Raw genomic sequence first — 18797 nt, forward strand, 5'->3', positions numbered from 1 at the left:
GAGCACCGATGACGACGACACTGCCCGCGTACGACGAGGTCGTGGCGCGCTACGAACCGGTGATCGGTCTGGAGACCCACGTCGAGCTGGGCACGAACACCAAGATGTGGTGTGGCTGCCCGACCGACTTCGGCGGCGAGCCGAACACCCGGGTCTGCCCGGTCTGCCTGGGTCTGCCCGGCTCGCTGCCGGTGGCCAACAAGGCGGCCATCGAGGCGACCATCCGGATCGGGCTGGCGCTGAACTGCTCGATCGCCGAGTGGTGCCGGTTCGCCCGGAAGAACTACTTCTACCCGGACATGCCGAAGAACTTCCAGATCAGCCAGTACGACGAGCCGCTCTGCTTCGACGGCTACCTGGACGTCGAGGTCAACGGGGAACTCGTGCGGATCGGCATCGAGCGGGTGCACCTGGAGGAGGACACCGGCAAGACGCTGCACGTCGGCGGCGCCACCGGCCGTATCCACGGGGCCACCGAGTCGCTGGTCGACTACAACCGGGCCGGCATCCCGCTGGTCGAGATCGTCACCAAGCCGATCCCGGGCACCGGCGCGCTCGCGCCGGAGGTGGCCCGGGCGTACGTCACGGAACTGCGCGACGTGATCCGCTCGCTGGGCGTCTCCGACGTCCGGATGGAGGAGGGCTCGCTGCGCTGCGACGTGAACACCTCGCTGAACCTGCCGGGCGCGGAGTGGGGCACCCGCACCGAGACCAAGAACGTCAACTCGCTGCGCTCGGTCGAGCGGGCGGTCCGCTCGGAGATGCTGCGCCAGGCGTCGGTGCTGGACGCGGGCGGCCGGATCGTCCAGGAGACCCGGCACTTCCACGAGGACACCGGCGACACCACGTCGGGCCGGTCCAAGGAGACCGCCACCGACTACCGCTACTTCCCGGAGCCGGACCTGGTGCCGCTGGCGCCGGACACCGCCTGGGTGGCCGAGCTGAAGGCGGCCCTGCCGGAGCTGCCGCGGCTGCGCCGCAAGCGGATCCAGCAGGACTGGGGCCTGTCCGACCTGGACATGCAGTCGGTGGTCAACGCCGGCGCGGTCGAGCTGATCGAGGCGACCGTGGCCGCCGGCGCCACCCCGGCCGCGGCCCGCAAGTGGTGGCTGGGCGAGCTGTCCCGCCGCGCCAACGAGACCGGCGGGGAGCTGGCCGACGTGGGCGCCACGCCGGCCCAGGTCGCCGAGCTGCAGGGCCTGGTCGACGCCGGCAAGCTCAACGACAAGCTGGCCCGGGCCGTGCTGGAGGGTGTGGTGGCCGGCGAGGGCTCGCCGACCGAGATCATGACCAACCGGGGGCTGGAGGTCGTCTCGGACACCGGGGCGCTCACCGCCGCCGTGGACGAGGCCATCGCCGCCAACCCGGACGTCGCCGACAAGGTTCGCAGCGGCAAGGTCGCGGCGGCCGGCGCGCTGGTCGGCGCGGTCATGAAGACCACCCGCGGCCAAGCGGACGCCAAGACCGTCCGCGAGCTGATCCTGGAGCGCCTCGGCGCCCAGGGCTGAGCCCCACCCGGAGGGCCGCCGCCGTGACCCGGTGGCGGCCTTTCGACCTCCCCGGAGTACGCGCGCGATCCGCGCCACCCCCTCGCGAGGGCGTCAACGGCGACGCCCGGATGGAGTCACCGTGAACCAGCACGACCTCGACGTCCTCGACGAGATCCAGCGCCGGGTGCTCTGGCTCGCCACCCGCATCGTGGATGCCGCCAACCACGACCGGGACACTGGCGACGGGGTGAAGGTGGGCGGTCACCAGGCGTCCAGCGCCTCGCTGGTCACCGCGATGACCGCGCTCTGGTTCCACCACCTGGACGGCGAGGACCGGGTCGCGGTGAAGCCGCACGCCTCGCCGGTCTTCCACGCCATCCAGTACCTGCTCGGCAACCTCGACCGGTCGTACCTGCCGAAGCTGCGGGCGCGCGGCGGACTCCAGTCGTACCCGTCGCGGACCAAGGACCCGGACGGGGTGGACTTCTCCACCGGCTCGGTCGGTCTGGGTGCCGCCGCCCCGCTGTTCGCCGCGGTGACCCGCCGCTACGTGGACGCGCACTTCGGCGCCCGACCGCACTCCCGGTTCGTCGCGCTGATCGGTGACGCGGAGCTGGACGAGGGGAACATCTGGGAGGCGGTCGCCGACCCGGCCACCACCGGCCTGGGCAACGTGATGTGGCTGGTCGACTTCAACCGCCAGTCGCTGGACCGGGTCGTCCCCGGGGTGCGGATCAACCAGTGGCGGGGCCAGTTCGAGGCCGCCGGCTGGCACGTCGTCGAGGTCAAGTACGGCCGCAAGCTGGCTGAGGCGTACGCCCGGCCGGGCGGCGCGGCGCTGCGCGACTGGATCGACCTGATGCCGAACGAGCAGTACCAGTCGCTGTTCGGGCTGGCCGGGCCGGCCCTGCGCAAGCAGTTCCTGGACGGCGCGCCGGCCGAGGTGGCGGCCTTCGTGGCCGACATCCCCGACGACGAACTGGGCCCGCTCGTCACCGACCTGGGCGGGCACGACCTGGAAGCCATGCTCGACGCGTACGCCCAGTGCGACGCGGTCACCGACCGGCCCAGCGTCGTCTTCGCGTACACGGTGAAGGGGTGGGGGCTGCCGATCGCCGGCAACCCGCGCAACCACTCGGCCCTGCTCAGCACCGAGCAGGTCGACGCGCTGCGGGCGGCGCACGGCCTGACCGCCGAGACCGAGTGGGACCGCCTCGACCCGGCGTCGGAGGCCGGCATCCGGGCCGGCGAGCGCCGGGAGGCGCTGTCCCGCGCGCCGCGCGAGCGGGCGCTGGGCGTCACCGTGCCGGAGACCACCCGGGTACGCGCGAACAAGCCGGTCTCCACCCAGGAGGTCTTCGGCCGGGTGCTGGTCGACCTGGCCCGCGACCCGCAGGTGGCGCCGTACCTGGTCACCACCGCCCCGGACGTGGCCACCTCGACCAACCTGGCCGGGTTCATCAACAAGACCGGCGTGTTCGCTCCCACCGAGCAGCGGTCCTGGACCGAGGACCGGATGCTGCGCTGGACGGAGAGCCCCGCCGGCCAGCACATCGAGCTGGGCATCTCGGAGATGAACCTGTTCCTGCTGCTCGGCCAGCTCGGGCTGTCGTGGGACCTGTCCGGTCAGCCCCTGCTGCCGGTGGGCACCGTCTACGACCCGTTCGTGCTGCGCGGGCTGGACGCCTTCCTCTACGGCACGTACTCCGGTTCCCGGTTCGTGGTGGCCGGCACCCCGTCCGGCATCACGCTGGCCCCGGAGGGCGGCGCGCACCAGTCCACCATCACCGCCTCCGTCGGCCTGGAGCTGCCCGGGGTCACCTTCCTGGAGCCGGCGTACGCCGGCAGCCTCGACTGGCTGCTCTGCGACGCGCTCGGCCAGATCGCCCAGGGGGCGGCGCCGGCGGCCACGGCCGCGCCGGCCGAGGACGGGGCGTACTACTTCCGGCTCAGCACCCGCCCGATCGACCAGGCGCCCTTCGAGGCGGCCCGGGCCCGGGTCGGTGACGCCGTGCTGCGCCGGCAGGTGGTGGCCGGCGCGTACCGGCTGGTGGACGCGCACGAGGCGTACCCGCAGCTGGCGGACGCCCCGGTCGTGCAGCTCGCCGCCTCCGGCGCGGTGCTGCCCGAGGTGCTGGCGGCCGCCGCGGAGCTGGCGGAGGAGGGGGTCGCGGCGCACGTGGTCGACGTGACCAGCCTGGACCGGCTCTACGGGGCCTGGCAGCGGACCCTGCGCCAGGGGGTGCGGACGGCGACCGTGCCGAGCGTGCCCGGCGCGCTGCGCTCGACGTTCGCCGACCGGGTCCCGGTGGTGACCGTGCACGACGCGGCCTCGCACGCGATGGCCTGGCTCGGTTCCGCGCTCGGCGCCCCGGCGGTCCCGCTCGGGGTCGACGAGTTCGGCCAGTCCGGCAGCGTCGCGGAGCTGTACGAGCTGCACGACCTGCTCCCCGGCAGCATCGTCAACGCCGCGCTGGCCGCGCTCTCACTGCGCTGACCCGGCGCCGCCGGCGCCCTTCCGTCTCCGCTCTGCGCCAGCCTCCTCGCGGCCCCTTCGCCGGCCTCTTCGGCGGCCTCTTCGCGGCCCCTTCGCCGACGGCGGGGCCGCGAGAGCCCGCGGGGGAGGGCTTGGGGTGGCCCGGTCGGTCGGCCAGCGGTGGCAGCCGGCGGCAGGGCCGGCACCGCTGGCCCGCCGGGCGCTGACGATTGCGCTCCGTAACGGCGGTCCTGATGACTCTGAGTGGTGGCCATTCCGGGGCGGCAGGGAATGCCCGTCGCCGCTTTGCTCTGCAGCCGTATACGCAGCACCCACCTGAGCTGCTATTTCCCTCTGATGCCGCTCTGCAGCCATCGGCGCAGCGGTGACGGTCCGTGTACCGCTGCGCCGATGGCTGCAGAGCAAAGGCAGAAAACTGGCCGGCCGTCCGGGGCCGGGGAGATTACCCCCAGTGATTGAGCGTGCGGCGACGCCAGCGGCGAGCCGGGCTGCCTCAACCCGTGGTGGTGGGGCTGGGGGAGGAGGAGGGCGGGACCGGGGACTCCGAACCGCCCCGGGTCGGGGTGGGGGTGACCGGCACCTGGTCGCCCTTCTTCGGGTCCTGGATCACGTGCCGTTCCAGGTTGACCTGCGACTGACCGGTGCCGCCGACGGTGATGTCGTCGTACGCCTGGAGCAGTTTCTGCTGGTCGAAGTAGAGCACCGACATGGTCAGCGGGGTGGGCTTCTCGCCCTCCAGGCCGCGCAGCCCGGCACCGCCCGTGGAGCCCTCCACCATCAGTGTGGTCGGTTGCTTGCCCGGCACCTGCGGCAGCTTCGACACCTGGCGGGCATGGGCGTGCCCGGCGAGGACGAGCGGGCAGGTGCCGGAGAGCGGCCCGGCCGAGGCCGGATCGTGCACCAGGGCGATGTCCACCTTCCGGGGCGATTTGTTGACCGTGGTGGCGAGCTGCTCGCCGACCCCGATCACCTGCTCGGCGACCTGCTTGGTGAGCCCGCTGCCGGCCGGGGAGGTCTCCTTGTCCGGGGTGAACCGGGGGTCGCCGATGCCGGCGATGGTCAGCCCGGACACGGTGACGGTGGAGTTGTCCAGCACAATGGCGTTGGGCTGCTGGTCGACCGCCGCCGCCGTCTTCGCCGAGTCGTGGTTGCCCCGGATGTAGACGTACGGCTTCTTCAGCAGGCCGATCGAGCCGACGAAGGACGCCTCCGGCTCGCTGCCCCAGTCGGTGATGTCCCCGGTGTCGATCACCACGTCGATGTTGAACTGCTCCACCACCGTGCGGATCAGCTGCCAGCCCGTCGGGTTGAGGTGCATGTCGGAGACGTGCAGCACCCGGGTGGTCCCCGGCGACGGCTGGACCAGCGGCAGGGAAGAGACCGTGGTGTAGAGCTTGCTGACGTTGCCCACCAGCCGCTGGAGCTGCTCGGCGTAGCGGGTGTAGTCGTTGGCGATGCGCCGCGCGTCACCCACGATGGCCGGGGCGTTGACCAGCAGCCCTTCGTAACGGGGCTCCTCGATGGCCTGCGGGCGGACGGTGGCGGCGGCCAGCCCGAGGCTGCCGGCACCGACCACGAGCGCGAGCCCGCCGGCCCAGGCCATCCGGCGGACGTCCCGGAAGACCAGCCCGGCCAGCAGCACGGTGGCCAGCACCACTGAGGCGAGCGTCCGCAGCCCGAGGCGCATCACCCCGGAGCGGACGTCCTCGACGGCGGACTGGCTGGCCCGGCTGATGCTCGCCGGGTCGTCGATCAGCGCCTCGGTACGCCGCTGGTCGAGCGCACCCAGCTCGACGGTCAGGTAGGCCGGCCCGTCGTGGCTGTCGAGCAGCAGTGCGCCCAGCGGCGGTACGTCCACGGTCGTCCCGCCGCTCAGCGAGGGGCTGAGGTTGAGCTGCGCCCGGAACGGCCCGATGTCGGTGCTGACATGCCCGCCGGCGTACGTGCCGCCGACGACTCCGGCCAGCGTGACCACGAGCAGGGCCAGCACCGTGCCGAGCCGGCGCAGCCAGCCCGGCGGCCGTCCGTTCCGCCGCGGTCGCGACGCCCAGCGGCGGGCGCGCCCGGTGGCCGGGGCCGCCTCGTCCCCGGTGCTGCGCTGCTCGTTCTCCTGGCCGTCCATGCTGAGATTCTGTCCTGCCCGTCGACGGATCTTGGGAAACCGCGGGAAGCGTCGAGCTTCTCACGTCCGACAACTCCAGTTCGGCGCGTCTGGCGCCGCGCGGCGACCGAGGGGCGGGGCGGTCAACTTCGGCCGGCGCCGCCGTCCGCGAAGACCAGCCGCAGGATCCGGTCGTCCTCCGGCGCCGGCTTGCCCCGCCCGTCCCGGTTGGAGGTGGTCACCCAGATCGAGCCGTCCGGGGCCGCCGCGGCGGCCCGCAGCCGGCCGTACTTGCCGGTGAGCAGGGCCCGTGGCTGCCCGAGCACGGTGCCGTTGCCGGTCAGTTCGACCAGCCAGAGCCGCTCGCCGCGCAGGCAGGCGGTGACCAGCAGCCGCTGCACGGCGGCCAGCCCCGAGCAGGACGCGTCGGCGGTCCGCCACTGGGTGATCGGGTTGACGTAGCGCTTGTCGTCGGCGCGCCCCTCCACCTGCGGCCAGCCGTAGTTGCGGCCCTTGTCGATCTGGTTGATCTCGTCCCAGGTGTTCTGGCCGAACTCGACGGCGTACATCCGCTTCTCCGGCGTCCAGGCGAAGCCCTGCACGTTCCGGTGCCCGAGCGACCAGACCGGGGAGCCGGGGGTGGGATTGCCGGGGGCGGCCTTGCCGTCCCGGGTGATCCGCAGGATCTTGCCGCCGAGGCTCTTCGGGTCCTGCGCGGCGGCGGACCGGCCGGCGTCGCCGGTACTGGCGTAGAGGAAGCCGTCGGGGCCGAAGCCCAGGCCGCCACCGTCGTGGTTGCCGGCCTTGGGAATGCCGGTGAGGATCGGGGTGGGTGGCTTGCCCAGCTCCAGCTTGGCGATCCGGTTGTCCTGCTCGGCGGTGTAGTAGATGAAGACCGTGCGGTCCCGCGCATAGGCCGGGGAGACCGCGATGCCGAGCAGCCCGGCCTCGCCGCCGGCCGCCACGTCGGGCACGGTCTGCGCCACGGTGACGGTCAGGCCCTCCGGCCCGGATCCCGGACCGACCCGGAGGATCCGGCCGCTGTTGCGCTCGGTGACCAGCGCGGCGCCGTCCGGCAGGAAGGCGATCGCCCACGGCACGGTGAGCCCCTTGGCCAGCACGGTGGCGACCACCTGCTGGCCGGCGCCGCCCGGGCTCGCCGACGCGGAGGGGGTCGGCAGGTTCGGCGGCTCGCCGGCCGGGTCCGGTTCGGGCTCGCCGAAAGCGCAGCCGGCGGTGCCCAGCAGCAGCGCCGCGCAGGACGCCGCGAGCGCCGCCCGGAGGCGGCGGGGGCGGTGGTACGGGGGACGCGCGCTCACCCGGCCCAGCCTAGCCGGATGAGCGTGAATCCGGGCCCGCCGGCGTCCGGGCGGTCGGTGCCGCCCGACCAGCTCGACCTGCCCGTCGTCGCCGGTCGGGTCCGCCGTTCGGTCCACCCGTCCGGCTGCGGCGGCAGGGGGTCGCCCGGCTATCGTCGGCGGTCGTGAAGGTATGGATCCCGCATCGGTCCGGCCGGGAGCTGCTCGGCGAGCTGCCGCCCGGTGTCACGGTGGAGCTGCTGGAGGACCCGGCCCGGCTCCCGTCGTCCCCGTCCGGGGTGCGGTTCTGGGTGCCGCCCTTCCTCTCCGGCCCGGCCGCCGGGGCGCTCCTCGCCGAACTGCCTGACGTCGAGGTGGTGCAACTGCTCTCCGCCGGCGCGGACGCCTGGGTGGGCCGGGTCCCCTCCGGGGTGACGCTCTGCGACGCCCGGGGCGTGCACGACTCGGCGACCGCCGAGTGGGTGGTCGCGGCGATCCTGTCCGCGCTGCGCGGCTTCGGGCCACTGGCCCGGGCGCAGGCCCGCCGGGAGTGGGCGTACGACGAGGTGGCGCCGACCGACGAGCTGGCCGGCAAGCGGGTGCTGATCGTCGGCGCGGGCTCGATCGGCGCCGCGGTCCAGGCCCGGCTGGCCCCGTTCGAGGTCGACTTCACCCTGGTCGCCCGCACGCCGCGCCCCGCCGAGCGGGTGTACGGGGTGGACGAGCTGCCCGGGCTGCTGCCCGAGGCGGACGTGGTGGTGCTGCTGGTGCCGCTCACCGAGCAGACCCGAGGGCTGGTCGACGAGAAGTTCCTGGCCGCCATGCCGGACGGGGCGCTGCTGGTCAACGCCGCCCGGGGCCCGGTGGCCCGGACGTCGGCGCTGGTCGCCGAGCTGGCCTCCGGCCGGCTGCGGGCCGCGCTGGACGTCACCGATCCAGAGCCGCTACCCGCCGACCATCCCCTGTGGGAGCTGCCGAACGTGCTGCTCACCCCGCACGTGGCCGGCTCGGTACGCGGCCTGCTGCCGCGGGCGTACCGGCTGGTGGGGGCGCAACTGCGCCGCTTCGTGGCGGGGGAGCCGCTGGTGCACCGGGTGGTGGACGGGTACTGAGCGCCCGTCGCTCAGCCGGCGCCCTCGGTGAGCTCCTGCCCGGTGGCGGCGACCAGCCGGGGCAGGTCGCCGGCGCGTACCGCCGGGAGCACCAGCACCTCGCCGTCGTCGAGCCGGACGAGGGCCCGCCCGCGATCGTCGGCGGTCAGCTCGGCCACCCGCTGCCAGGGGATCCGCCGTTGCCCGAGGAGCGCGCGCAACCGCAGCTCGCGGGCGTCGGCGTCGGTGCCGGAGCGCCAGGCCCAGATCGCCACGGCGAGGGGCAGGAGCAGTACCCAGGACAGCCACCAGCGGGCGCTGGCCAGCGGCAGCGCGCCGATGAGCGCGACGATCGCGGCGACCAGGATCGCCTGGTTGCGGCGGAAGTGGACGGTCTCGGCGCGGCTCACCCTCCGATGATCGCACCCCGGGCTGGCGGGGATCCCGGCGGGCGGGACTACCGGCACCTTCGAAAGCGCTGTGACGAAGGTCACTGTGTAACCGCGTAACGTCTCGTATCGAGGATCGTTTCTAGGCGTGGCCGCGCCGGCCCACCCGGCGTCGTCCGCGACCGTCACCCCCGACCGCACCACCCCGCACGCCGCACCGCAACCGCACCGCCCCGTGCCCCCTCACGAAGGCGATCGCCGTGCTCGTCACTCACCCCGCCACCCCACCCCGTCGCCGCCCACCCCGTCGCCGTCCACCGCTGGCCGACCTCCACGTGTCGCTGGCCGGCACCCTGCTCGTCCTGGCCGGGGCCGTCGGCCTGGTCCCGGCCCACTCGGCCGTGGCGCTCGCCGTCGCCGCCGGCTGCGCCCTGGCCTGCGTCCGGCTCGCCTGGCTGGCCGGCAGCCCGGCCGCCACCCGCGCACCCGGCCCGCCCCCTCCCGCCGCCCCGCCCGCTCCCGGGACGCTGCCGGGTTCCGAAGCGTCCCGGGGCGCCGGGAACGCGCCGACGCCCGGCGGGACGCCGACCGGCCGGCAGGCCCGCCGGATCGCGCTGTCGCGGCGCGTCGCGGCGCTCCTGGACGCCGCGGTGCTGGTCGCCGGGCTCAGTGTGGCCGTGCTGCCGCTGACCGGGGCGCCACACCGGCTGGTGGTCGCCCTGATCGGCCTGGCCGTCAGCCTGCCCCTGTACGCGGTGGCCCTGCTCCGGCTGCCCGGCCGGTCCCGGCTCTCCCGGGCGGCGCGGATGCGCCGCACCGTCGATGTCGTCGGCCTCGGGGTCAGCCTGGCCTTCGCCGGCTGTGTGCTGCTGCCGCCGGGGGCCGGGCCGCCGGTCGCGCGTCCGGTCACCGCCGCCGGCGCGTTCGGGCTGGCGGTGCTGCTCGCCGCGGCGCTGGCCGAGCGGCGGCGCCGGCCGGGCGCGGCCCGCTGCTTCGGCGGCGCGGCGGCCACCCTGGGCGGGCTCACCGTGCTCGTGGTGCTGCTCGCCTACGAGGCGCCGGAGCGGGCGGTGCTCCTGGTCGCGCCGCCGCTGCTGCTCGGGGCCCTGCTCACCGCTGCGGGCGCCCGGCGCGTGGCGGCCGGCGAGCGGCCCGCGCCGGGTGGGCCGCCGGCGGCCTGGCCGGCGTTGACCGGGCCGGCCGGCATCGCCGCGCTCGCCGCCGGCGCCCACCTGTGGCTGGTGGGGGAGTTCTCCGGCGCGGAGATGGTGCTCGGGCTGACCGTCATCCCGCCCATGGTGCTGCGGGAGGTGCTCGCCGCGGCGGACCAGCGGCGGCGCGCCGAACGGCTGGCCGCCCGGGAGGCCCGGCTGGGCGTGCTGGCCGGCGCCGGCCGGCCGGCCCTGGATGGGCCGGCCGCCGACCCGCTCGCGACCCTGGCCGACCGGCGCGAGCTGCTGCGCCGGCTCGCCGGGCGGGAGGGCGGCGCGCTGCTCGTGGTGGACCTGCACGCGGCGGACGACGCGCCGGTCGCCCCGCTGCTCGCCCAGGTGGCCCGCCGGCTACAGGCCGGTCGCGGTCCGGGTGACCTGGTGGCCCGCCTCTCCGGCACCGAGTTCGCGGTGCTCACCGACGTCGGGCCGGTGCTCGCCTACGGCCTGGGCGACCGGCTGCTGGCGGCGCTGACCGAGCCGTTCCCGCAGCCCGCCGGGGCGGCCCGGCTGCGGGTCAGCGTCGGGCTGGCCGAGACCACCGGCGGCGACCCGGAGGACGTGCTGCGGCAGGCGGAACTCGCCCGGCGGCGCGCGGTGCAGCTCGGCCGGGACCGGGTCGAGTGGTACGACGCGTACCTGGAGGAGCAGCTCGTCCGCCGGCTGGACCTGGAGCGGGAGCTGCCCGGCGCGGTCGCCCGGGGCGAGCTGGACCTGGTCTACCAGCCGGTGCTGGCGCTGGCCGACCGGCTGCCGGTGGGCACCGAGGCGCTGCTGCGCTGGCGCAGCCCGGTGCTGGGCACGGTGCTGCCGGACGAGGTGCTGCCGGTGGCGGCGGATCTGGACCTCGCCGGGGAGGTGGGGCGCTGGGTGCTGGACCGGGCCTGCCGGCAGCTCGCCAACTGGTCGGACGGGGGCCGGGAGCTGTGGATGGCGGTCAACGTGACGCCCCGCGAGCTGTCCGCGCCCGACTTCGTGGCCCGCACCGCGACCGCGCTGGCCGCGTACGACGTGCCGCCCGAGCGGCTGGTGGTGGAGGTGGCCGAGCCGGTGGTGGCCGCCGAGCTGCCCACCGTGGTGGCCCGGTTCGCCGGTCTCCGCTCCCTCGGGGTGCGTACCGCGCTGGACGACTTCCGGGCCGAGCACGCCTCCCTGGCCCAGCTCCGGCGGCTGCCGATCGACCTGCTCAAGGTCGGCCCGCACCTGGTCGGGCCGGTGCCGGACGGGCAGCGCCCGCTGATCGACGTGGTGGCCGCCCTGGGCGACCGGCTGGGCGTGGAGGTGGTGGTGGAGGGGTTGGAGTCGGACGCCCAGGTGGCCGGGGCGCGCCGTGCCGGCTGCCGGTACGGGCAGGGTTTCGCGCTCGCCCGGCCGGCGACCGCGGAGCGGGTCGAGGCGTGGTTCGAGGAGTTCCCCTCGACCCGCTGAGCTGCCGACGACCGGGCCGGGCCGCTCGCCGGGGGCAGGCACCGTTCCGGGCCGGACTGGACCGGTTCACCGACTCTGCGGCGGGGCGGTGCTGCCGCGCGGGGTGAGGTGCGCCGTCTCGTCCTGCAGCCCGCTGACCGGCTCGCCGGCGATCACGGCGAGCAGTTGCCGGGCGGCGTGCGCGCCGTACGCCGGGATGTCCCGGCCGAGCGCGGTCAGCGGCGGGTGCACGAGCTGACAGAGTGGGGAGTCGTCCCAGGCCACGATGGACAGGTCGCCGGGCACGGCGAGCCCCATCTCCTGGGCGACCGAGAGCCCGGCGATGGCCATCACGTCGTTGTCGTAGATCACCGCGGTCGGCCGCTGGGCGGAGCTGAGCAGCCGGCGGGTGGCCCGCGCCCCCTCCTCGCCGGTGTAGTCGGACCAGACCGTGGCGGCGTCGGCGAGCCCCAGCCGCCGGCACACCTCGGCGAACGCCTCGGTGCGGATCTCGGTGTGCAGCAGTGAGGGCAGCCCGCCGACCCGGGCGATCCGCCGGTGCCCGAGCGCGACCAGGTATTCCACGGTCTCCACCAGCGCCGCCGCGTCGTCGGACCAGACGCTGGCCAGGCTGCCGGTGTGGCCGGGGCCGCCGATCACCACGGCGGGCAGTTGCAGTTCCTCCAGCGCCGGCACCCGCCGGTCGTCGGTGCGCAGGTCGCAGACGAAGACGCCGTCCACCCGGCGCTCGGCCCACCACCGCCGGTAGACCGCGATCTCCGCCTCGTGGTCGGCGACCACCTGGAGGGTCAGCGCGTACGAGCGGGCGGAGAGTTCGGCCTCGACGCCGCTGATCAGCTCCATGAAGAAGGGCTCGATGCCCAGTATCCGGGCCGGCCGGCACAGGGCCAGACCGACCGCCTTGGCGGTGGCGCCGGAGAGCGCCCGGGCCGCGCTGCTCGGGCTGAAGCCGATCTCGGCGGCGATCGCCAGGATGCGCTGGCGGGTCGCCTCGGAGACGCCGGGCTGCCCGTTCAGCGCGTAGGAGACCGCGCCCTTGGAGACCCCGGCGCGCCGGGCGACATCGGCGATGGTCGGCCGCTTCACCGGCGCGCTCCTCCACTTCTCGGGCCCCGTCGGGGCGGTCCGTCCGCCGCCGGTTCGACCGGCGGCTGCCACGCTACTGCACCGGGCCGACCGGCCCGTCGCCCTGGCGGAGCTTCGGAACCGGACCGGAGGGCCGGTCACTTGCGCGGTTAAGCGTACGGGTCGACCGGGGGAGCGTCGCCACCCCTCCGCTCCCGATCGTGCGCCAGAAAGCGCTCCACCAGTCAACATTGCGCTCTCAGAGCGCCGAGAAGGTCATCGACGGACCGCGCCGTTAACCGCCCGTTGACAGCCCAGAGGGCGGACCGTACGGTGTGCTCACTTATCCGGTTCAGTCAACGTTCCTCTATCTCGGGAGCGTTCCCATTTGGCGCGGAGGATGACATGAGACGGTCCTGGACGCACTGGGCCCGGGTGGCCGCCGTGGGTGCAGTAAGCCTGGTCATGGTCGCGGCGTGCAGCGGCAAGAGCACCACCGGCGGCGGTGACTCGGCGGGTGGCCAGGTCACCTTGAAAATCAACTTCTGGGGCGACTTCGGGCTCCAGGACCTGAAGACCCGGTACGAGGCCGACCACCCGAACATCAAGATCCAGCTGAACTCCGGCGAGTACAACGCCCAGCACGAGGACCTGCAGAAGAAGCTGGTCGCCGGCAACGGCGCACCGGACATCGCGGCCATCGACGAGGGCTTCATGGTCCAGTTCCGCAGCCAGTCCGACAAGTTCGTCAACCTGCTGGACAAGGGCGCCGGGGAGTACGAGAGCAAGTACCTGCCCTGGAAGTGGAAGCAGTCCCTGTCGGCCGACGGCAAGACCCAGATCGGCCTCGGCACCGACGTCGGCGGCCTGGCGATGTGCTACCGGACCGACCTGTTCAAGGCCGCCGGCCTGCCCACAGAGCGCGACCAGGTCTCCGCGCTCTGGCCCACCTGGGACAAGTTCATCGAGGTCGGCCAGGAGTACACCGGCAAGACCAAGAAGAAGTTCATCGACTCCGGCACCAACCTGTTCAACCCGATCCTCGGCCAGCAGCCGGTCGGTTTCTTCAACGAGCAGGACCAGCTCCAGATGGACGGCGGCCCGAAGGTCGCCTTCGACTACACCGTCAAGGCGGTCCAGGCCGGTCTGTCGGCCAACCTGGCCAGCTTCCAGGCCGACTGGGACAAGGGCTTCACCAGCGGCTCCTTCGCGGTGCTCGCCTGCCCGGCGTGGATGCTCGGCCACATCAAGGACACCGCCCCCGGCACCGAGGGCAAGTGGGACATCGCCGCGGTCCCTGGCGGCGGCGGCAACTGGGGCGGCTCGTTCCTGACCATTCCCAAGCAGGGCAAGCACGTCGACGAGGCGTACCAGCTACTGAAGTGGCTGGTCGCGCCCGAGCAGCAGATCGAGATCTTCAAGAAGGTCGGCAACCTGCCCTCGCAGCCGGCGCTCTACGCCGACCCGGCGATCGCCGACTTCAAGAACCCGTTCTTCAACAACGCGCCGGTCGGGCAGATCTTCCCGAAGATGGCCCAGGGCCTGACCCCGCAGTACCTCGGCAAGAAGAACGGCCCGACCCGGGTCGCCGTGGAGAACGTCATCACCCGGGTGCAGAACAAGAGCCTGAAGCCGGACGCCGCCTGGGGCGAGGCGGTCAAGCAGGCCGAGAAGGCCGCCAACTCCTGACGCAGCACCGGTGGCGGGGCGGGCGGTGGCCCGCTCCGCCACCGCCTCACCCGTCACCCGATCCCGGCCCTGGAGTGTTCCGATGTCCACCACCCGTGCCGCGCCCGCGCCGTCGAGCCCTGGTTCCGCGCCGAGGCGCGGCCGCTCCGGCGCCGACCACCGGCGGCTGACCTGGCGCGACCGGCTGTACCGCTTCGACCTGCGCTACCTGCCGTACCTGATGGTCGCGCCGTTCTTCCTGCTGTTCATCGTGTTCGGGCTCTTCCCGCTGCTCTACAACGGCGTGGTCTCGCTGCGCAACTACCGGCTCGACGACCCGACGCTGCCGTACTGGGCCGGGTTCGAGAACTTCGGCAAGCTCGTCGGTGACGAGGACTTCTGGAACGCCCTCTACAACACCTTCGGCATCTTCCTGCTCTCCTCGGTGCCGCAACTGCTGCTCGCGCTGGTGGTCGCCGCGCTGCTCAACCGTCGGCTGCGGGCGCAGACCTGGTGGCGGGTCGGGGTGCTGCTGCCGTACGTGACGCCGATCGTCGCCTCCACGATGGTGTTCAGCGTCTTCTTCTCCCGCGACTTCGGCATGGCCAACTGGGTGCTCGGCCTGGTCGGCCTCGGCGGCCCGGACGACCCGATCGACTGGCGGGCCGACAAGCTGCACGCCTGGATCGCCGTCGCCACGATGGTCAACTGGAAGTGGATCGGCTACAACGCCCTGCTCTACCTGGCGGCCATGCAGTCCATCCCGCGGGACGTCTACGAGGCGGCCGCGATCGACGGCGCCGGGCCCTGGAAGCAGCTCTGGCGGATCACCGTGCCGATGATCCAGCCGGTCGTGCTCTTCACCGTGATCCTCTCCACGATCGGCGGGCTCCAGCTCTTCACCGAGCCGATGCTCTTCGACCCGAACGCGCAGGCCGCCACCGGTGGGCCGAACGGCGAGTGGCAGACCATCGCCCAGCTCATCTACAAGGTCGGCTGGAAGGACCTCAACCTCGGCTACGCCGCGGCGATGTCCTGGGCGCTCTTCCTGATCATCCTGATCGTCGCCGGCATCAACTATCTGCTGACGAACCGCCTGTCCGGAGGAGGCAACCGGTGAGCGCGAGGAACGCAGCGCAGCGGAGTACCGCAGTCGCGAACGAAAGGAGGCTCTGATGACCGCCGTGGCACCCCCGCGTACCGCCGCACCGGCCCGCCGCCGGCCCCGGCTGATGGGCCGGGCCCCGCAGGACACCGCGGCCGGGTTCTGGAGCTACCTGTTCCTCGCCGTGACGATGCTGTTCGCGGCGTTCCCGCTGTACTGGATGTTCGTCATCGCCACCAGCGACGACGAGGCGCTCGCCAAGCTGCCGCCGGCGATCGTCCCGGGCGACCGGTTCCTGACCAACGTCGAGGAGGTCTTCTCCCTCCAGGACGTCTACTTCGCCGCCTCGCTGGTCAACAGCGTCATCGTCTCGACCGTGGTGACCGCCTCGGTGCTCTTCTTCTGTTCGCTGGCCGGGTTCGCCTTCGCCAAGCTGCGGTTCCGGGGCAGCCGTGCGCTCATGCTCTTCGTGGTGCTGACCCTGACCGTGCCGAACCAGCTCGGCATCGTGGCGCTCTACATCGTGATGGGCAAGCTCGGCTGGAACGGCACGCTGCTCGCGGTCATCGCCCCCGGCCTGGTCACCGCGTTCGGCGTGTTCTACATGCGGCAGTTCATCCTGAACACCGTCCCGGACGAGCTGGTCGAGTCGGCCCGGGTGGACGGCGCCACCACCATGCGGGTGTACGGCACCATCGTGCTGCCCGCGATCCGCCCGGCCCTCGCGGTGCTCGGCCTGCTCACCTTCGTGGCCACCTGGAACGACTTCCAGTGGCCGCTGATCACGTTGGGCGGCACCGACTTCCCGACCTCGATGGTGGCGGTCTCCGACCTGGCCAGCGGCAATTATGTGATCTACCGGCGGGTGCTGGCCGGCGCGCTCATCGCCACCGCCCCCCTGCTGGTCATGCTGTTCATCGGTGGACGTCAGATCGTCCGCGGAATCATGGAAGGCGCGGTGAAGTCGTGACGTGGCAGGAGTTGACCGAGGGTTGGGTGCTGCGGGCCGTACCGGGTCCGCAGGTGCCGCCGGAGGTCGCCGGGCAGGCGGTACCGGCCACCGTGCCCGGCTGTGTGCACACCGACCTGCTGGCCGCCGGCCTCATCGCCGACCCGTACCTGGACGACAACGAGAACCGGCTCGGCTGGATCGGCCGGACCGACTGGCGCTACGAGACCACCTTCGCCTGGCAGCCGGGCGACCACGACCGGGTCGACCTGGTCTGCGCCGGGCTGGACACGGTCGCCACGGTCGCTGTGAACGGCGTCGAGGTCGGCCGCACCGAGAACCAGCACCGCGGCTACCGGTTCCCGGTCGGTGCGCTGCTGCGCCCCGGCGCGAACACGCTGACCGTCCGCTTCGACTCGGCCTACCGCTACGCCGAGGCGCACCGGGACCGGCTCGGCGACCGGCCGAACGCCTACCCGGAGCCGTTCGCCTTCATCCGCAAGACGGCCTGCAACTTCGGCTGGGACTGGGGACCCACCGTGGTCACCGCCGGCATCTGGCAGGAGATCGGCCTGCACTCCTGGTCGACCGCCCGGCTGGCGACGGTCCGCCCGCTGGTCACCGTCGCCGGGGGCACCGGCCGGGTGGCGGTGCACGTCGAGGTCGAGCGGGCGGCCGAGGGGCCGCTGACCGTGCACGCCGCGGTGGCCGGCGTGGCCGTCGAGGTCACCGTGCCGGCGGGGGAGCGCGCGGCCGTGGCGACACTCACCGTCGCGGACCCCGAGCTGTGGTGGCCCGCGGGGTACGGCGAGCAGCCGCTGTACGACCTTGAGGTGGCCCTGCGCGCGGCGGACGGCCGGACGCTGGACGCCTGGTCCCGCCGGATCGGTTTCCGCTCGGTACGCCTGGACACCGCCCCGGACGCGCACGGCTCGGCGTTCACCCTGCACGTCAACGAGGTGCCGGTGTTCGTCCGGGGCGTCAACTGGATCCCGGACGACGCGTTCCCGAACCGGGTCACCCGGTCCCGGCTGGCCGAGCGGTTCGGCCAGGCGCTCGGGGCGAACGTGAACCTGCTCCGGGTCTGGGGCGGCGGCCGGTACGAGTCGGCGGACTTCTACCGGTTGGCCGACGAGCTGGGCCTGCTGGTGCAGCAGGACTTCCTCTTCGCCTGCGCCGCGTACCCGGAGGAGGAGCCGTTCCGCACCGAGGTCGAGGCGGAGGCCCGGGAACAGGTCACCCAACTCGCCGCGCACCCCTCGCTGGTGCTCTGGACGGGCAACAACGAGAACATCTGGGGCTGGCACGACTGGGACTGGCAGGAGCCGCTCGCCGGCCGCACCTGGGGGCGGGGCTACTACCTGGACCTGCTGCCCCGGATCGTCGGTGAGCTGGACCCGACCCGGCCGTACTGGCCGGGCAGCCCCTGGTCGGGCCGCGAGGAGATCCACCCCAACGACCCGGCGCACGGCACCATGCACATCTGGGACGTCTGGAACACCGACGACTACCTGAAGTACCGGGAGTACCGGCCGCGATTCGTCGCCGAGTTCGGCTACCAGGCACCGCCGGCGTACGCGACCCTGCGCCGGTCGATCTCCGACCGGCCGCTGGCGGCCGACTCGCCGGGGATGGCCCACCACCAGAAGGCGATCGACGGCGACCGGAAGCTCCAGCGCGGGCTGGACGCGCACCTGCCGGCCCCGGCCGACTTCGACGACTGGCACTACTACACCCAGCTCAACCAGGCCCGCGCCATCCAGGTCGGCGTCGAGCACTTCCGGTCGCTCCGGCCGGTCTGTATGGGCACCATCGTCTGGCAGCTCAACGACTGCTGGCCGGTCACCTCCTGGTCGGCGGTGGACGGCGACGGCCGGCGCAAACCACTCTGGTACGCGCTGCGCCGCGCGTACGCCGACCGGCTGTTGACCGTGCAGCCGCGCGGCGGCGGGCTGGCGCTGGTCGCGGTGAACGAGACCGCCGGGGTGTGGCGCGCGCCGGCCACGGTCACCCGGCTGGTGCTGGACGGGGAGCCGCGGGCGAAGACCTCGGTGGAGCTGGACGTGCCGGCGTACTCCTCGGTGGTGCTGGCGCTGCCGGCGGAGCTGACGCGGCCGGACGAGGCCCGGCGCGAGCTGCTGGTCGCGGAGGCCGGCGACACCGCGGAGCGGGCGCTGTGGTTCTTCGCCGAGGACCGGGAGGTCCAGTGGCCGGCGGCGGGGTTGGACGCCACGGTCGAGCCGGCCGGCGACGGCCAGCGGGTCCGGGTCACCGCCCGGACGGTGCTGCGCGACCTGACCGTGTACCCGGACCGGCTCGACCCGTCGGCGCAGGTGGACCAGGCCCTGGTCACCCTGCTGCCGGGAGAGTCGGCGACGTTCACGGTACGCGCGGACGCCCCGCTCGATCCGGTGGCGCTGACCCGCCGCCCGGTGCTGCGCTGCGTCAACGACAGGTGACCGGCGGGGCCCGGCCCCGCACCCGAGTTGAAGAATTTTGCAAGTG

General features: G+C 73.6%; 12 protein-coding genes. 8 read left to right on the top strand and 4 right to left on the bottom strand.

Annotated features, from left to right (window positions below; all coding sequences use genetic code 11):
• Positions 1-8 precede the first annotated feature (8 nt).
• The gene (gatB, locus tag AB0I11_RS11935; protein WP_357317540.1) at positions 9-1508 is read left to right on the top strand and encodes an Asp-tRNA(Asn)/Glu-tRNA(Gln) amidotransferase subunit GatB; all 1500 of its coding nucleotides are present in this window, start codon (positions 9-11) and stop codon (positions 1506-1508) included.
• Positions 1509-1629: 121 nt separating this feature from the next.
• A complete protein-coding gene (locus tag AB0I11_RS11940; RefSeq protein ID WP_357317543.1) occupies positions 1630-3987 on the top strand; it encodes a pyruvate dehydrogenase in 2358 nt (785 codons plus the stop codon).
• Between the two features lie 493 nt (positions 3988-4480).
• Here AB0I11_RS11940 and AB0I11_RS11945 read toward each other — a convergent pair whose 3' ends face one another.
• On the bottom strand, positions 4481-6109 hold the full coding sequence (locus AB0I11_RS11945) for a metallophosphoesterase (RefSeq protein ID WP_357317546.1): 1629 nt from the start codon (positions 6107-6109) through the stop codon (positions 4481-4483).
• Between the two features lie 122 nt (positions 6110-6231).
• Positions 6232-7407: a PQQ-dependent sugar dehydrogenase gene (locus tag AB0I11_RS11950; protein WP_357317549.1), complete on the bottom strand. Its 1176-nt coding sequence runs from the start codon at positions 7405-7407 to the stop codon at positions 6232-6234.
• A gap of 164 nt (positions 7408-7571) precedes the next feature.
• On the opposite strand from AB0I11_RS11950, the gene AB0I11_RS11955 reads away from it, so the two are divergent.
• Positions 7572-8498: a 2-hydroxyacid dehydrogenase gene (locus AB0I11_RS11955; RefSeq protein ID WP_357317552.1), complete on the top strand. Its 927-nt coding sequence runs from the start codon at positions 7572-7574 to the stop codon at positions 8496-8498.
• A gap of 11 nt (positions 8499-8509) precedes the next feature.
• On the opposite strand, the gene AB0I11_RS11960 is transcribed toward AB0I11_RS11955, so the two are convergent.
• The gene (locus AB0I11_RS11960; RefSeq protein ID WP_357317555.1) at positions 8510-8887 is read right to left on the bottom strand and encodes a PH domain-containing protein; all 378 of its coding nucleotides are present in this window, start codon (positions 8885-8887) and stop codon (positions 8510-8512) included.
• A gap of 239 nt (positions 8888-9126) precedes the next feature.
• Here AB0I11_RS11960 and AB0I11_RS11965 point away from each other — a divergent pair, with 239 nt between their 5' ends.
• Entirely contained in the window at positions 9127-11505 is a 2379-nt protein-coding gene (locus AB0I11_RS11965; protein ID WP_357317558.1) for a GGDEF and EAL domain-containing protein, read from the top strand.
• 66 nt (positions 11506-11571) lie between these two features.
• Here the strand turns inward: AB0I11_RS11965 and AB0I11_RS11970 are convergent, their stop codons facing one another.
• A complete protein-coding gene (locus AB0I11_RS11970) occupies positions 11572-12591 on the bottom strand; it encodes a LacI family DNA-binding transcriptional regulator (protein ID WP_357317561.1) in 1020 nt (339 codons plus the stop codon).
• 384 nt (positions 12592-12975) lie between these two features.
• Between AB0I11_RS11970 and AB0I11_RS11975 the strand changes: the two genes are divergently transcribed.
• The 4 genes from AB0I11_RS11975 to AB0I11_RS11990 all read left to right on the top strand — a co-directional run bounded on the left by AB0I11_RS11975 (position 12976) and on the right by AB0I11_RS11990 (position 18751).
• On the top strand, positions 12976-14259 hold the full coding sequence (locus AB0I11_RS11975) for an extracellular solute-binding protein (RefSeq protein WP_357317565.1): 1284 nt from the start codon (positions 12976-12978) through the stop codon (positions 14257-14259).
• Between the two features lie 82 nt (positions 14260-14341).
• The gene (locus AB0I11_RS11980; protein WP_357317569.1) at positions 14342-15358 is read left to right on the top strand and encodes a sugar ABC transporter permease; all 1017 of its coding nucleotides are present in this window, start codon (positions 14342-14344) and stop codon (positions 15356-15358) included.
• 55 nt (positions 15359-15413) lie between these two features.
• Positions 15414-16313, top strand: a complete 900-nt coding sequence (locus AB0I11_RS11985; protein ID WP_357317572.1) for a carbohydrate ABC transporter permease — start codon at positions 15414-15416, stop codon at positions 16311-16313.
• Entirely contained in the window at positions 16310-18751 is a 2442-nt protein-coding gene (locus AB0I11_RS11990; RefSeq protein ID WP_357317575.1) for a glycoside hydrolase family 2 protein, read from the top strand. Before AB0I11_RS11985 ends, AB0I11_RS11990 begins: the two co-directional genes overlap by 4 nt.
• Positions 18752-18797 lie beyond the last annotated feature (46 nt).

Source organism: Micromonospora sp. NPDC050495 (genome assembly GCF_040655175.1).
In the GTDB taxonomy this organism is placed as follows: Bacteria; Actinomycetota; Actinomycetes; order Mycobacteriales; family Micromonosporaceae; genus Micromonospora.

Bases quoted from the DNA above. Each gene is read 5' to 3' on its own strand.
- AB0I11_RS11980 (WP_357317569.1), top strand. From the start codon at position 14,342: ATGTCCACCACCCGTGCCGCGCCCGCGCCGTCGAGCCCTGGTTCCGCG.
- AB0I11_RS11945 (WP_357317546.1), bottom strand. From the start codon at position 6,109: ATGGACGGCCAGGAGAACGAGCAGCGCAGCACCGGGGACGAGGCGGCC.
- gatB (WP_357317540.1), top strand. From the start codon at position 9: ATGACGACGACACTGCCCGCGTACGACGAGGTCGTGGCGCGCTACGAA.
- AB0I11_RS11975 (WP_357317565.1), top strand. From the start codon at position 12,976: ATGAGACGGTCCTGGACGCACTGGGCCCGGGTGGCCGCCGTGGGTGCA.
- AB0I11_RS11985 (WP_357317572.1), top strand. From the start codon at position 15,414: ATGACCGCCGTGGCACCCCCGCGTACCGCCGCACCGGCCCGCCGCCGG.